This window comes from Vulcanisaeta distributa DSM 14429 (assembly GCF_000148385.1).
GTDB classification, from domain to species: Archaea; Thermoproteota; Thermoprotei; order Thermoproteales; family Thermocladiaceae; genus Vulcanisaeta; species Vulcanisaeta distributa.
In genome coordinates, this window is sequence record NC_014537.1 from 1,641,280 (window position 1) to 1,655,772 (window position 14,493).

Below are 14,493 nucleotides of genomic sequence, written 5' to 3' on the forward strand. Positions count from 1 at the left end.
TAAAAATATGGCAAAGCAGGTATCATTAAATGAACTGTTGAATATTGTTAATAATGTTGAGAACTTCGAAGTTGTCGATTATCAGGGAGACTCAATAGTGATTGATGAGGTTAAGGGTATTGTTAAGATAAAGGATGAGGAGACGAAGAAGGAACTTAGTGAGCTACGTAAGAGAAGTCCGAGGGGTAAACCAACGCCCAAGCAAATATCGACTACGGCAAAAGCTGTTAAGAGGCTTGTTGAGAATAAGGTGAAGTTTAAGGTGGTCTTTGGGCCTAAGGAGGTCATTATTAGGTTTGACCTTGACCACTACGTTAGGCTTAGTGATAAAGATGTCAGGATTGTGGGGTTCTCAGGTAGGGATGAGGGTGCCCTGGGTCTGATAGCTGATGTCCTCGAGAGATACGGGCCGCTTGTCTTCCTTAGGAGGGTTAAATAATATCTTTAGTAATATCCCTGAAATTGAGTTTTAGGCTATTAAATACCGTAGCAGCTAATGATTGTGCTACCTAAATTCCTAATCATGAGAAGGCACCCGATTTTACCGCTTAGGCTGGACGATGAACTACTCTGTATTATGCATAGGGATAATTATATTGATTTCGTACCATCATGCGGCGAGGCCGGTAATTATGTGATGCTAATTCCATATCAAGGATCATACATAGAGAGCAAGCCGGTTAGGCCCATCATTTGGGGTGATTTGTCGAGTATTGAGGTCTACGCCTTATTAAGGGGTGAGTTGGCGCTTTATGAGTTGAGTATTAAGGATGGTAAGGCGTCGTACATTAGGTACCGCGTTAATGAGGAGTTTCTTAGAGGTGTTAGCTTCCATGGGAATGCCATGAATGAGTTATTAAGTGTTGTTGATACAGTACTGAGGAATTACATAAAGTCCAGCTTCATGATTTACACAGCCTACCTAAGGCTTATGGTAAATGGTAGTGTTAAGTTCCCTGGGTATAGGGAGTACGTTAGGGGTAAGGTTAGGATTTACGGTAATGATGGTTTGATAATAGTGAAGGAGAGTAGTGGTGATGAGGTTAGGGTATCATTAGTATCAACCATTGAGGGCATTAACAACTTCACGAGCATAATAATGTCGTTGATAAAGTCGTCAAGGGTTATAAACGATATTAGACTTGGTAGGATTGGACATTCTATTAAGTTATTGCTCGATGTCTTCATCCCTAATAATTTATTAACTGCTGTTAATAAGGATTCCTGATGCTTGGAATAATCGGTCATGCAGCCATTGATATAATAAGGAGGGGTTCAACGGTTAGGAGGTCACCAGGTGGCGCACCAACATACTGCTCGTTCTACCTTAAGCAAATAGGCGTTGATCCACTACCAATCACTTTGGTCGGTAATGACTTCAATGATTATCTAACCGATTATAGGAGTAGGGGCATAGTTACGGACAGAATTAAAATATTAAGTAATTGTGATAGTACGTCCTATGAAATAATGTATTACGACACAACGAGAAGGTTAAGGTTATTGGCCAGGTGTAGAGACTTCTCAATTGATGATCTCTACGAATTACCTGATACGGTTGCGGTAAACCCAATAGCTAGGGAGGTTAGCCTGGAGGTTTTACAGTATATTAGAAGGAGTGTTAGGTTCATGGGCGTTGATTTACAGGGATTTACTAGGGTATTTGATGAAAATAATTATGTGAAGACTAAGGTTAATATTAATGATATTACGAAGATAATTGGGTATGCGGATATAGTTAAGGCTAGTGTCGATGACGTACCAATAAGCGAGTTCGAGACCATAGCTAGTAAGTACCCAGGTAAAGTCGTGGTACTAACCATGGGTGCCAATGGATCGATACTACTTTATAATGGTCATAAACTCCGTGTTTTCACGGACGGCATAGTCAATGCGAAAGATCCAACAGGTGCCGGTGATGTGTTAACCTGTTCATTAACGTACATGCTCAGTAGGGGTGAGGACCTCGAGTGGTCATTCCTCTTCTCAAACGCTGTCGCGGTTGCTAAGACCATGGGTGAGGGGCCTTATGGCATCATTAATAATAATATTGTGAACAAGATTGCCAATAAATTATCCTCACGACTTATTAGGACCTAATCTACTAATTATGTCACTCACGTAATCAATGTCCGTAACCTGGACATAACTAAACCTGCCTACCCTCCTAACGGTTATTAACCCCCTATCATGTAACCTCCTTATTATCCTGGAAACAGTACTTTTAGGCAGTCCCAATTCTCTCGCGATCTCTGCTTGATACGCATCGCCGCCCCTGCTTAATAGGTAGGATAGAACCCTTATCTCGTCCTCATTAATATTCGCAATTAACTCATTAACATCCACTGCACCCTCTTTACTCCTGCTCATAGTATCAAACTCGAGTTGATTAACAACAGTTGATGATTTATTAACCTTGACATTCCCCACATCTTTATCTATTGGTTTTCTTGCTTCCTTAAATATTTGATAAATGAATGATGATAATACTGCAAATTGAATGAGAGCCGCGGAAACCACCAGGTAATAATTGTATATACTCATCATAACCATACAAGTCATAGTAAATGACATACTTATTTATAAATTACACTGGCTCTTAATAAATCATATAAGTAATCAAAAGAAGTAGAACGTAAATATGCGACCACTTAAGAGCACGATCTTTCTACCTCATTAATCATATCATCAATTTTCGAGGCTATTAACGTTAATATCCCAAGGCTGGGAAACTCAGCCGTTAAATGCGCTATACCTAAGTCCTCATAAACTATTTGGGCATTAAATCCCTTATTCACTAAGGAATCAACCACGCACTTTAATGCCGTTATGGCCCTGACAAGCACATCCACCTTAACCTTGCCCAACTCCAATTGGCGATGCTCAAGCTCCACAGATACCCTTATCACACCAACCTTGGTATCATAAACCTTAAACATACTCGCTGAGGTATCACTTAAATCGAGTATCCAATTCCTTGATGCGAGCTCATAATTAATCTCAGTCTTTAATAAGGGGTTATTTAAGTAACTTAATAACTCAATTATTAGTGTTGTTAATGAGTCGACGTAGGTACTTACTGACTGCAAATCGTCATATAACTCGGTCTCAGGGCTTGGGTATATCATCGCCACCTTACTGTCTTGAACGTAGTCAATTGTGAATTTAAAATGAGGAGTTAATATTGTGAGTAGGGATATTTCAATCTCATTTACAGGCTTTATTGATACAAACCTTAGCTTATACTTATTAATTGCCTTATCATATACGACCCTTGTCTCAATGGTCTTACCAAGCACTGAGTATCTATGTACATATGTAGTCATTAAAGCATCCTCAGCCTCCACGCTCCAGTTAATCATTAATATTGAATAGAGAGAAGCTATTTAAAAATGTATTAACTTCTAATCATGTCGTGGGTATAATTAAGGATCGCATAAGTAAGGTGTTAAATCTTTTTGATGAATTAAGTTTGGACGTAATCGTCATAGTTAATGGAGCAAACCTTGAGTACTTCACGGGCATTGATAGTGGGTTAATGTTTGTCGTTAATAGATCAATGGATACAACGTTAATAGTTCCAAGGCTTGACCTACAGAGGGTTCAGGAGATTGTTGGTAGTGATACGAGACTAATCGGCTACTCCACTGTTGAAGTACCGCAGAGAATGCCAGGGGAGAGCTTGTTCGTGTCAAAGAGCATCGGTGATTACCTACTTAGGGAGGTCGGACTTAAGCCTAATAATATTGTTGGCATCGATAATCCAGACTCATCGGTAGCTAAGGAGCTTAATTCCGTGGGTGTTAAAATCATGAATATTAATGAATCAATATTGAGATTGAGGGAGATTAAGGATGAGTATGAGATAGGGATGATCGAGGAGGCTACACGAATAACTGAGGAGGCCCTTGACGATGTGCTAAAGGGTGGTCTTGAGGGTAAGAGAGAAAGGGATGTGGCCGCAATGCTATATCAGAAAATGATTGGTAGAGGGGCTGAGGATGTGGCGTTCAAACCTATCGTTGCCTCAGGACCAAATGGCGCATATCCACACCACGTATTCACGGATAGGGTAATAAGGAGGGGAGAGTTTGTGACCATCGATGTTGGTGCTCGATACCGCCTTTACTGCACAGATATGACGAGGACCATTGCCGTGGGGTCAGTAGGTGGTAAAATAAAAGATGCCGCGCTGGCGGTGCTTGAGGCTTTTAGAAAGGCTTCTAATTCCGTTAGACCTGGCGTCAAGGCTAGAGATGTAGATTCAATAGCGAGGAATGTACTTGCTGAGTATGGCTTTGACTCGTACTACATACATAGTACGGGGCATGGGGTTGGGATAGAGGTTCATGAGAGACCATCAATAGGTCCTTCAAGTGATGAGGAGCTGAAACCAAATGAAGTAATAACAGTGGAGCCTGGCGTTTACATTAAAGGCATTGGCGGCGTTAGAATTGAGGATACCATATTGGTCACAGAATCAGGTTCGAGGGCAATAAGTAGGTATCCTGTTGATTTACTTTAAATCATAAAAATCGAAAGTTTTAGCTCACACAGAGGTAATGTTTTATTCATTAGCTTAATAAGTGAGTTACCATAATTAGCATTGATGAATTCACGAAAAATTTCAGACCCATTAATCCTTAAGTTAGTGGTTATTAAGGAGCTCAATAGATTAGGGGGTGTAAGCATTAACGAATTTCCTAGTCTCATCTCAAAAATAACGCAGCATTTAAATAGTATGGGATACTCAATTAGTCCTGGCGATGTTATTCACTTACTTGATGTGATAAGTATCAGCAATGATAAAGTAACATTAAGTAATGAGGGTCTTCATTATCTAAGAACTATTGAAATACTTGCTAATAATATTACCAAAACCTCTTAACGCATTATACATGGCCTTCACAACCAAACCCCTTAGATAATCCAGGACAATATTAATATCAACACCCTGACAAGCATTACCCAGCTCTTCGATGTCAACGAATACAAACACGTGCGGAGACCTTTTCCATGCATCCGCCACTGATATAGCAAGTGGTGATAGTTCATTGATACTAACTAGGGAATCCCCATGAATTATGCTAAGTCTCGCCTCAGGTTCAAATATCCTAAACCCTATTATTACTGATGATTCGATAGATTGATTATTCGTTAAGTTACGTAAACAGGTAATTGGTGCTTCACTGAGCTCCTTCTTCAACTCATTATAGAATGCCTGCAGAACCTCATCCCTAGACTCGCCCTTACTGAGTAGGTATGGGAACACGTCATTTATCAGTGCGAGTTCAACACCTTGTTTATTAACGAGATTTATGAACTCAAAATCCCTCTTCCACAACGCTTTAAATGTCGTGCTCCTCGTTATTAAGGGATCCAGGAATTTGGAGATGCCACGTATCTTATTTATGAGGTATTGCCTATTCCTTAGTAATACTGATAGTAGATAATCATCTATTATATACATGACATCATAACCCTTTAAATGACCAATTGAAAAACGATATAATTGACACAGGTAATCCTTAATATCATCATTAAGCTCGTCATAATGCCTCAACAATTCATTCATTAAGTTCCTAGCTAATGTATTAAACAGTACGACCTTATGATGCAGATAAACGAGCTTATATATATTAAAGCGCGCGATTATGAAGCCTTCCAGGTTAGCCCTTGCCTTCTCGTCAAATGCCAACACGTAATCCTTACTACTCCTCACAATCTTCATATTATCAAGTATCCTCTCAATATCGCTAATACTAATTACAGAACCAATACTAGCCCCCGTTAGGTAGGAATCCCTAAGTACGTATTCCACCCTATCAGCATCAAGGTCGCCGGATATCAAATTCCTCAAAATATTGAACGACTTTAACTCATTACTTAGCGACTTAAGGAATGCTATGTCGTCATAACCAATTACGTCTATGAATTGCGGCAGTAATTCCGAGATTTTAATCACAATGTCGCTGTGCAGTAACGCCTTTATTACACGTAAATCAATATCCGGCATCGATTCTTTAAATACACCCTTAAACTCATCATTATTCGTAAGTATAAAATACGTTATTAACTCATGCTCCTTAAAGGGACCTTTAAAGACCCTACCCAAAACCTCCTCATTAACTCCTCTGCTGCAGTTCGTGATTAATGGATCAATACCCTGACCAAAGACCCCCTCAAACACGTGGGAGAAGGGTAGGTGACCCAGGTCATGAAGTAATGCTGCTATTCTCATGTGCATTATTATATCATCCTCCGTGTCAAGGCCCATAGATTTACCAAGGTTAAGTAATGACTCCCTTACATCATTAGACCTAAGCATTCGCTCAAGCATTAATGTCACTATCTGAAGAGTGCCAAGTGAGTGCTCAAACCTACTATGGTGGGCTGATGGATAAACCATGAACGTTAAGCCAAGCTGATGTATATACCGTAGCCTCTGTATGTACCTGCAGGAATCAATAAACCTAGCCTCCTCATTTGTTAGCCTAATCCAACCAAGCGCTGGATCTGCAATAACCTTAGTATAACTTAGTGTCATTTAGGAATAGGGACTAAAACATATATTAAATTGTTAATTCCTCCACAGACAATTAAAAATGAGCAAGAGTGATGCCGTAATCATCGGTGCCGGACCCAGCGGACTTTACTTAGCCCGTGAGTTGAGCAAGGTTATGAATGTAACGATATTCGAAGAAGATAAAATGCTCGGAATGCCGCCCCATTGTACGGGACTCGTTAACCTCGACTCCTTAAAATCACTTGGTATATCACCCCCCGTCATAAATACCTACAGGTATGTAAGGATAACGGACTTAAATGGTAATAGCATAACCTTTGACTTCAAGAGAAGAGCCATAGCAATGCTTGATAGGCCGGGTCTTGAGCATTACCTCGCCGATGGCTTAGGCAGCGCCACATTAATGCTTGGCGAGAGAGTTGTTGAACTAAGTAATGGATTCATAAGGACCAGGGCAAGACAGGAGGCATTTAGCCTCGCCGTAATTGCTGAGGGCGCTAATATGACATTAACGAGGAATATTATTCCGTGGAAGCCGGTTCACGTTTACGGTGTACAGACCGATACTAAGTCATTCAGCATAAGTGAGTTAATGCCTAGGAGTGATGAGGAAATTGTGGTTATTTTTGATAGGAAACTTAGTGAACATTATTTTGCCTGGATTGTTCCAAAGGACTTTCATGAATTTAGGGTTGGGTTAGCTGATGATGCAAATGTGTGGGTTAAATTCACGGAGTTATTAAAGATAATAAAGGCGGAGCAATTAAAGCCATTTGGGGGTAAGATAATAATTGGTGGATCACCAAGTCATGTGGTTATGGGTAACACGGCGGTTATTGGCGATGCCGGAGGTTTCGTTAAGCCAATGACAGGGGGTGGAATCATAATGGGTATGCTAAGTGCAAGACTACTTGCCGAGAGCATAAACAGTGCCATAAAGGAGGGCCTATCAATAAATGATGCATTATTTATTTACGACACCTTATTTAGAAAGTATATTAAGGGGAAGGTGAAGGCATTAAGCTCCGCATCGTATATCCTGCACATGATGATAAACAGGAGCCTGAGCTATGTAATGCAATCAATGAGTAAGGTTAGTGTTGATGTTGATGATTACGATAATCATATCGATGCAATATTAAGGGCAGCCTCAAAAAGGCCGTGGTCATTCATTAGGGCCATCTTCTCAGTAATTGATGAGTTATCATTAATTGAACCAGGTACAATTAATAAATTAATTAAGGAATTAATGGAGTAGTGCTACCTCGTTATCTTCATTATACTACTCATCTCCTCTATCAACTTGGCTCCCTGCCCCTCCTGGAACCACTTAATTATTGGCTCAAGGTACTTAACAACCTCATCAGCAACAGCATTCTTAAGGTCCAGTGGGTGTATCTTACCCTCGGTATACGCCTTGACTAATTCATCGAACGTCCAGAACTCAAGCCTTCCACCACCGTACTGTTGCGGCCTTTCGATAATGAATGGCTTATCCCTACGCTCCCTGAATGAGAATAAATGCGCAAGCTCAATCACGGGGTTCATCTTAGTTTCCCTGGGTGGGCAATATGCCTTGAGTATCTTTTGGCGAATGGCTTCAGCACTATCGTGCAGGAATATGGCGGTATCCGGTAATGACTTACTCATCTTCATCTCACTCAACTCCTCTTTAGACTCCTTCCCAGTTATGTTAAGGGCTGGTATTAGGCTGTGAAATAGGGCTATTGGCTTTACCTTCTCATTATTAAGCATCAATGGGTAAAACCTAACCCTCAAAGCGACTTCCCTCGCAAGCACATAGGCCTTCCTCTGGTCAATACCGCCATGCGCAATGTGCGAACCTATCACGAATACGTCAGCCACCTGGAGCAGTGGGTATACGAGCCATGACATGGGTATTGACTCACCCATCTTCCTACCAAGTATTGTTAGGCTATGCCTAATGTCGGCTAGGTTCGTCATCCTGGCAAGGTCGAGTATTAGGTACCAGTACTCATCATTATTGTGGTATAAGTCGCTCGCCATGTAGAATTTAACGTTGTCTGGGTCTCCACCAAGAACCTCAATGGCTTTTTTGAACGTCTCTACGTAATACCTATTTGCAACCTTCCTAATTAGTTCAAGGTCACCGCCAAGTTTATTATTAAGCCATGAGTGCACATCAGCGAGCAATATCGAAACCTCAATACCAGCCCTCTGTAAATCAACAACCTTTGATAGACTTACAATGCCCGTACCAATGTGTATATAGCCACTTATCTCAAAGCCTATGTAATGCTTCAGCTTAGCCCCTGTCTCCAGGTATTGCCTTAACTCGTCAACCGTGAGTACCTCCTCCGTTGGATACCTGGTTATCAATGATAATCTCTCCTCAATATCCATTATTATTACCGTTAAAATTAAGATAATTAAGCTTTATTGATATAAATCTACGTGGTTCGGGTAGTCATTGATAGGATAAGGGCTTGGGGTCATGTCAATGTTAGGGCTAGGCATAGGACCACGATTGAGATTACAAGGGATGATTACTTAACGCCCAGGGGTGATTGTATAATCGGTATTAAGGCCGATAAGGGTTTATCGGGTATAAGCCCCGAACTTAAGGAGATTATTAAGAAGGATGGGTCAATAGTGATAGCAATGTTTGTGGTTGACGACTATCTCGACTACGTAGTTGGTATGGGCTCCTCAAAGCTTACCCTGGGCAATGATAATAAATTAATCATTAGGAGGAGTAATTACATTGATGATGCAACACTAATGATTAGGGCGAATAAGGCGGCGATTGATATAGATAGAAGGCTCATAGATAGGTTAAAGAAAGAGAGCCCCTTGACAGTCTATATTATAGGTGTTGACCTTGAGCAGGATAGAACAGTTGAAGGCGATGGCACTTAGGAAGTTGATCCACGTTGCGCTATCTATATTCTTAATAATACCATTTATAGTGAACCTGAAGACCTACGGCATATCAACAACACTGTACTTCACGCTAATTACCCTAGGCGTTTCCGTGATATACGTTATCCAGGTTAAGAGGCCAATAATTACTATAGTCCTGCTTGACGCATTAACAAGCGCCAGGAGGTCAATACTACAGCAGATCACTAAGTCGCCAATAGGCTCGGCAATACCGATAGATACCCTAGACGATGGATTAATGAAACTTGAGAAGACCGTTAAGGAATTACTTGAGAGTGTTGAGAGGGATTATGAAAGAAGAGGTGGCTACTTAGGCATTTTAATGGGCGCCATCGGAGTACTAATTAGTCAGTTGCTAACTGGTAATTACGTTATTTACGGGATAATGTCAGTGATAGTCTACGATACAATGAGCGCGATAGGTGGTATACTCCTCGGTAGAGTCAGGTTGCCCTTTAGCAATGCCACCATGGAGGGCACACTCGTGGGCATGGCATCGCTAGCCACAGTACTATTCCTATTCACGAATCAATTAATCGGCTCCCTGGCAGTAACAGTAGTTGCAGCATTAGCCGAAGCATACGGGATGGAGGATAACCTGGCGATACCAATAACCACGTCTTTAATGGCCATGGCCCTCAGGCTACCCGTAATTACGTAATGACAAGATAATAGGCATTTACTTACGCCTACCCAAGGCCCTATAGAGCCTATCCTCATCCTGCCAAACCCTACCTCTCATTATCTCATCCCAAAGCCTATTGAAGACTGGATAGCCAAGCATCCTCTCGAGAGCCCATTCCCTAGCAAATGTGCCATCCTTAATTTGCCTAATCGCCTCCCTCATTAATTTCTTAACCTCATCAGTCACGTACCTAGGACCCCAGGTTAAGTGGCCATATTGACTAGTCGTGGAATGACCCTTAAGCTGTGCGAATAATCCCTTCTCAACGATCGCCTTAGTAATGGCTATCAATTCACCAGAGGCCCAAAGCTCAAGCATGGCAGCCTCAGGAGACACGCCATTCTCAACAAGCACATTATAGCCCTCAGCCAGTAGAAATAAGAATGCCCCAGCCCACGTATGCTCACTGAATAAGTCTGTTATCGTCTCCTCCTCAAAGCTCGACTCGACAGCCACACCACCTGGTTTACCAATGGCACCAATGGCCTTTGAGTATGCCAGTGCGTGGTCCCATGCCCTACCACTATAATTATTCGCAACACCGATCAGTACGGGAAACCCCTTACCATTCACGAAGTTATCCCTAACTCCTTCACCGATCATCCTCGGAGCGACCATTATAACGTCAACGTCCTTAGGCGGCTTTATGAAACCATAATATACATTATAACCACTTAGGAAGACCACGATTTTACCTGGCGATAAATTCGGCGCAATGTCTCTTATCCAAACCTCTGGCTGAACCTCATCTGGAATAGCCATAACCACAACATCACCGCGCTTAACAGCTTCCGGTATTGAATACACAGTGAAGCCAAGACTCCTAGCTCGGTTTGCATACTCATCCTCTATATTACCTATTATAACGTTGAAACCACCATCCCTAAGATTTAGGGCTTGGGCGCTTCCTTGGTTACCAAAGCCTATCATCGATATAACCTTACCCCTTATCAACTCAGCATCTCCGTCGAAGTAAAGCTTCGCCATAATAAGCAGATAATAAACATTAATATAAACATTCATAATAACGCATTAGAATCCAAGGTTTATCCCTCACTCCACCGCTTAAGTAATTCACGCGCAGCATTCACCCCAAGCTCCTCAGGATTTGATGGCGAACCGCTTAGCTTAACAAGGACTTTCCTCTCCCCATTTAAATCAGCCATACCTGCAATAAACTCCATACGAGCCCCCTCATGAATAGCCATACCGCCAACGGGTACGTGACATCCACCACCGATAGTCCTTAAGAACGCCCTTTCAGCTAATGCCTCAGCCCTAGCCTTGGGGTCGCTAGCCTTATTCAGGAGATCTACTAGGTCCGTGTCCTTTTCACGGGCAACAACCGCTATTATGCCCTGCCCAGGCGCTGGTGGTAACACATCAGGGGATATGCGGGTGTACTTAATGTTAAGTGATTTCACGTCATTTATTAGTCTCACAAGGCCTGCCTCCGCGATTACAATGGCGTCGTAATCGCCCCTGATTAATTTATTAATTCGTGTGTCGACATTACCCCTAATTACGTTTATTGAGATATCCCTCCTAACATTAAGGAGGAATGCCCTACGCCTAACACTTGATGTGCCAACCCTAGCACCACTTGGTAATGCCATTAATTCACTTGGGTAATCATCCTTAACGACTAAGACATCGAATGGCGGATCCCTAGGCGAGAACCCAGCAACCACAAGACCTGGACTAATCTCACTGGGCAGGTCCTTGAGGCTATGTACGGCTATGTCCGCCTCATTCCTCAGCAGCGCCAGGTTAACCTCCTTCTCAAAAATCCCCTTAACACCAATGGCATATAATGGCTTATCCTGAATAACATCGCCTGTGGTCCTTACAATTATCACGTCAAACCGCACGTTAGGCTCAACCCTCCTAATCATGTTCATCACAATCTCCGTCTGTATCAGCGATAACCTACTTCCCCTTGTCGCAATTCTAATTCTCATTACGCAATAGTCCTAGTAATCACTATATTTAAACACTAATTGATTGAGCGAAGTCCTGGTACTTCCTAAACGTGTCTTCACATATTATGCTTGTACCATCCCTAGATGACAAGTATAGCTTTATCTTCTCAATAGCCTCAACGGCCGGGCACGACTTAATTATACCCTTAATTACCTCCTTATCCTTATCATTAACTCTAAGCTTACCCTCAATAACCTCATTAATATAATCATCATAAATAGGCAATATGGGTATCACTGCATCAACGTTTTTCCTAATAAAGTCGGGATCCACAGACCATGGATTACTACTCTCAAACACAATGACTAGGTGCTTAGCCCTGGCTATGTTCAAAAGCTTAAGCACATGGTTCAAATCCTCGTTAATCGCTCCCTCAAAGTTCGGTACGTGAACTATTGCATTATCAATTATGGAAATACTTGGGTCCTTATAATCAATAATCGCCACTCCAAGGTGCTTAGCCACGTAGTTTATTAACGCGGTCTTCCCCGACTTAGGTGGACCCACCACTAATATTGACGTTATGTACTTAAGCCCAAGGTTACTCATCATATCTCTTAACCTAATAGACGAGTCTATATAATCAATGAGTTTAGACTTTGTGTTCATACTTATTAAATCAACGGGATCAAGCGTAATCACAACATTGGCATTAACATTCTTACCCCTAGCCCTGGGCTTCTCCCTCGTCGTCTCGCCTTTCGTCTTTTCCTTACGTATCGAGGGCTTAGGACCCTCTAAGGCCTTTTCCTCCTTCGTAATACCCTTTTCCAGTTGTAAATTAGTGGCTACCTCATTATTCCTGTTCACGCTTTTCTCATTAACTACTCTGGCAGGTGTTGTCGTGATTTCCATATTTATTGGTGCATTACTTGTCTGAATTGGCTCCTCATTAATTGGAGTTGGGTTATTATTTAGGGCGTTAGTGTTAATGACTGTTTCAGTCATATTACCTTGCTTTAATTGTGTCTCCTCAACATTCTTAGTCTGCTTTTGATTAATCTCCGTATTCTCCGTCTCACCATAAGTTATGACTTCAATGCCGTACTTCCTCAGTTTACTTATAACGTCATTATTACCATTATTTATTATTAAGGCATAAAGCTTCATGCGTTTGTTATAATCAATTAGACTTAATATCATGTCCTTATTAATTTCGTTCGGAATCAATACAAGCAATGCCTTCTCATGGGTTCTAATAAACCAATTAACGTCATTTGTTAACTCATTGATATCACCCTTAATTATGAATCCCTTAGCTCTAGTTAATCCAAATAACGCCTTTGCGATTATTTCAACCTTATCCTGAGGTAATGAGGCATGCAATGCTACTACTCCGGTCTTAGATAATATATTTACTATGGTATTCGCAAGATCAACATAGTCCTTAGGCAATTTCTTAATCCAATAACCGTACTCGGTGATCATTAATGGATCAATTATTGGTATTACAATTGGGGACCTCTTTCTAGTACGTAATACTGATTGAGTCACTACCTTAAGCCTAGACTGCGCAATATCAAGTGCGTAGGTACTAAACCCAATAATTAGCGACCCAACGACAAGTAGTGGTGTTATGTAATAATTCCATAAATCATTAATTAAGGGTATATAAAGAAGAGATACCGTTATTAATTGTGGTACTAAATTCATTATTATTTGCGAGATATCTCTACTCATTGGCCATATTATGGTGAGTCTCGGCAAATACCTGCTTATCAAAGGTGGTATTGTCATGATTATTATGAAGACGAAGTAAAGCATCACATTACTTAATTCACTATATATAGTGAGTAAATTACCTGAACCATCGAATATTAGGGACTCCATTCCACGTACTAAGTTAAGGTTCGTTACGTGAATGACCATTATCGGCGTCCACGTAATACCCTGGTACGCAACACCAATTACGTACAGTAATGTGAGGAGTGAGAAGATGACCGCTGACCTGACACTATAGCCCTTTATAGATGGTGCTATTGAGAGGGGTATTGATAGCCAATACAGCGGTGTGAATAGTAAGGCCCATGATACTATGGCTATGTCATTAATGACACCAGCCTCGGTTATTAAGTAGGTAGTTAGGAGCAGTGGCATTATTAGTAATGATGCATGGCCTAGGGCTGTAATGAATGTCAGCACCACATATGTTACTAAGATGGCTGTCGTTAAACCGTACCTTTTAAGTGCCGATGATGTAATGATTAGGGCTAATAATGTTATAAATACGTAGAAAGGTATTATTGGAAAGACTATGTAAAGTAATGTGGCTGTAGCAGTATCCGTTAGCGTAAAGAGAATGTTTGTTGTTACGTTCTGTTTCACATAATAAAAACTACGAGATACTTTATAAACCGTTTCTCTCTTAATAATC

At 41.2% G+C, this 14,493-nt stretch carries 14 protein-coding genes; 7 read left to right on the forward strand and 7 right to left on the reverse strand.

From position 1 onward, the window contains the following. Positions 1 to 7 precede the first annotated feature (7 nt). The 3 genes from VDIS_RS08560 to VDIS_RS08570 are packed head-to-tail and all read left to right on the forward strand — an operon-like array spanning position 8 to position 2,100. Positions 8 to 439: a hypothetical protein gene (locus VDIS_RS08560; protein ID WP_013336835.1), complete on the forward strand. Its 432-nt coding sequence runs from the start codon at positions 8 to 10 to the stop codon at positions 437 to 439. Positions 440 to 496: 57 nt separating this feature from the next. Further along, complete coding sequence (locus VDIS_RS08565; protein WP_013336836.1) at positions 497 to 1,228, forward strand: hypothetical protein; 732 nt, start codon at positions 497 to 499, stop codon at positions 1,226 to 1,228. After that, positions 1,228 to 2,100: a PfkB family carbohydrate kinase gene (locus tag VDIS_RS08570; protein ID WP_013336837.1), complete on the forward strand. Its 873-nt coding sequence runs from the start codon at positions 1,228 to 1,230 to the stop codon at positions 2,098 to 2,100. The genes VDIS_RS08565 and VDIS_RS08570 overlap by 1 nt, the downstream gene beginning before the upstream one ends. Here the strand turns inward: VDIS_RS08570 and VDIS_RS08575 are convergent. Both VDIS_RS08575 and VDIS_RS08580 read right to left on the reverse strand, forming a co-directional pair. Continuing rightward, positions 2,080 to 2,553 (reverse strand): helix-turn-helix transcriptional regulator, encoded by a 474-nt coding sequence (locus VDIS_RS08575; RefSeq protein ID WP_013336838.1) that lies wholly within the window; start codon positions 2,551 to 2,553, stop codon positions 2,080 to 2,082. The genes VDIS_RS08570 and VDIS_RS08575 overlap by 21 nt on opposite strands. 98 nt (positions 2,554 to 2,651) lie before the next feature. Further along, on the reverse strand, positions 2,652 to 3,362 hold the full coding sequence (locus tag VDIS_RS08580) for a hypothetical protein (RefSeq protein WP_013336839.1): 711 nt from the start codon (positions 3,360 to 3,362) through the stop codon (positions 2,652 to 2,654). A gap of 53 nt (positions 3,363 to 3,415) precedes the next feature. Between VDIS_RS08580 and VDIS_RS08585 the strand changes: the two genes are divergently transcribed. Further along, positions 3,416 to 4,525 carry a M24 family metallopeptidase gene (locus VDIS_RS08585; RefSeq protein ID WP_013336840.1) on the forward strand — a complete coding sequence of 370 codons (1,110 nt, stop codon included), beginning with the start codon at positions 3,416 to 3,418 and terminating at the stop codon, positions 4,523 to 4,525. Positions 4,526 to 4,840: 315 nt separating this feature from the next. Here VDIS_RS08585 and VDIS_RS08595 read toward each other — a convergent pair whose 3' ends face one another. Further along, on the reverse strand, positions 4,841 to 6,547 hold the full coding sequence (locus VDIS_RS08595) for an HD domain-containing protein (RefSeq protein ID WP_013336842.1): 1,707 nt from the start codon (positions 6,545 to 6,547) through the stop codon (positions 4,841 to 4,843). Positions 6,548 to 6,605: 58 nt separating this feature from the next. On the opposite strand from VDIS_RS08595, the gene VDIS_RS08600 reads away from it, so the two are divergent. After that, positions 6,606 to 7,784, forward strand: coding sequence for an NAD(P)/FAD-dependent oxidoreductase (locus tag VDIS_RS08600; RefSeq protein WP_013336843.1), 1,179 nt, complete (start codon positions 6,606 to 6,608; stop codon positions 7,782 to 7,784). A gap of 2 nt (positions 7,785 to 7,786) precedes the next feature. On the opposite strand, the gene VDIS_RS08605 is transcribed toward VDIS_RS08600, so the two are convergent. Continuing rightward, positions 7,787 to 8,911: a tyrosine--tRNA ligase gene (locus VDIS_RS08605; protein ID WP_013336844.1), complete on the reverse strand. Its 1,125-nt coding sequence runs from the start codon at positions 8,909 to 8,911 to the stop codon at positions 7,787 to 7,789. A 51-nt stretch (positions 8,912 to 8,962) separates the two neighbouring features. On the opposite strand from VDIS_RS08605, the gene VDIS_RS08610 reads away from it, so the two are divergent. Continuing rightward, the gene (locus VDIS_RS08610) at positions 8,963 to 9,427 is read left to right on the forward strand and encodes a DUF371 domain-containing protein (RefSeq protein WP_013336845.1); all 465 of its coding nucleotides are present in this window, start codon (positions 8,963 to 8,965) and stop codon (positions 9,425 to 9,427) included. Then, positions 9,381 to 10,112 carry a diacylglycerol/polyprenol kinase family protein gene (locus VDIS_RS08615; protein ID WP_013336846.1) on the forward strand — a complete coding sequence of 244 codons (732 nt, stop codon included), beginning with the start codon at positions 9,381 to 9,383 and terminating at the stop codon, positions 10,110 to 10,112. Before VDIS_RS08610 ends, VDIS_RS08615 begins: the two co-directional genes overlap by 47 nt. Before the next feature lie 18 nt (positions 10,113 to 10,130). On the opposite strand, the gene ilvC is transcribed toward VDIS_RS08615, so the two are convergent. Genes ilvC through VDIS_RS08630 form a run of 3 tightly spaced genes read right to left on the reverse strand, consistent with a single transcriptional unit; the run spans position 10,131 to position 14,444 of the window. Next, positions 10,131 to 11,123, reverse strand: a complete 993-nt coding sequence (gene ilvC, locus VDIS_RS08620; protein WP_052885812.1) for a ketol-acid reductoisomerase — start codon at positions 11,121 to 11,123, stop codon at positions 10,131 to 10,133. A 59-nt stretch (positions 11,124 to 11,182) separates the two neighbouring features. Next, positions 11,183 to 12,097: a hydroxymethylbilane synthase gene (gene hemC / locus VDIS_RS08625; protein WP_013336848.1), complete on the reverse strand. Its 915-nt coding sequence runs from the start codon at positions 12,095 to 12,097 to the stop codon at positions 11,183 to 11,185. A 28-nt stretch (positions 12,098 to 12,125) separates the two neighbouring features. Next, on the reverse strand, positions 12,126 to 14,444 hold the full coding sequence (locus VDIS_RS08630; RefSeq protein ID WP_148678298.1) for a TFIIS N-terminal domain-containing protein: 2,319 nt from the start codon (positions 14,442 to 14,444) through the stop codon (positions 12,126 to 12,128). Positions 14,445 to 14,493 lie beyond the last annotated feature (49 nt).